Origin of the sequence: Streptomyces sp. WM6386, assembly GCF_000972385.1 — a bacterium.
Classification (GTDB): domain Bacteria; phylum Actinomycetota; class Actinomycetes; order Streptomycetales; family Streptomycetaceae; genus Streptomyces.
Genome location: NZ_JXTE01000353.1, coordinates 1 through 641, shown reverse-complemented (window position 1 = coordinate 641; position 641 = coordinate 1). Strand labels below are relative to the sequence as shown.

At 68.8% G+C, this 641-nt stretch carries 1 protein-coding gene; it reads left to right on the top strand.

The features are described from left to right. Window positions 1-8 precede the first annotated feature (8 nt). Window positions 9-641: GAF domain-containing protein (locus tag TN53_RS41675; RefSeq protein WP_234441852.1), on the top strand; the 633-nt coding region annotated here is incomplete at its 3' end.

The following is a 641-nucleotide window of genomic DNA, read 5'->3' as shown; positions in this document are numbered from 1 at the left end:
TCTTCGCCCTGGTGGACACCAGGTCCTTCCCGGCACTCGTGCTCCCCGTCACCGTCGACCTGGCCTTACACAGCGCGATGTACGCCCCGCAGGCACCCTTCTTCTCGGAGATCGAGCAGGCGACCGAGACGGCGTTGTGCGTCCACCGCATCCTGCGGCAGCGCCGACGCCGAGAACTGGAACTCGCCGCCCTCTTCGACACGGCCGGCGACCTCGCCGCCCTGCGCGAGCTGGACGCGGTGCTCCAGTCCATCGTTCGCCGGGCCAGGATGCTGCTCGGCACCGACACCGCCTACCTGACGCTCCCGGACGAAGGGGCCGGGGACACGTATATGCGTGTCACCGACGGTTCGGTCTCCCCACGTTTCCAGAGTCTGCGGCTGCAACTGGGCGAGGGCCTGGGCGGTCTGGTCGCCCAGACCTCACGTCCCTACGTCACTCCCGACTACCGGAGCGACGAACGCTTCCGCCACACGGACAGCATCGACGCCGGCGTGCTGGACGAGGGTCTGGTCCCCATCCTTGGCGTACCGCTGTTGCTCGGTGCCAGCAGCGGTCGTGGCGGCAAGGTCATCGGCGTGCTTTTCGCCGCCGACCGGGCGCCACGTTCCTTCAGCCCCGACGAAGTGGCGCTGCTGTGC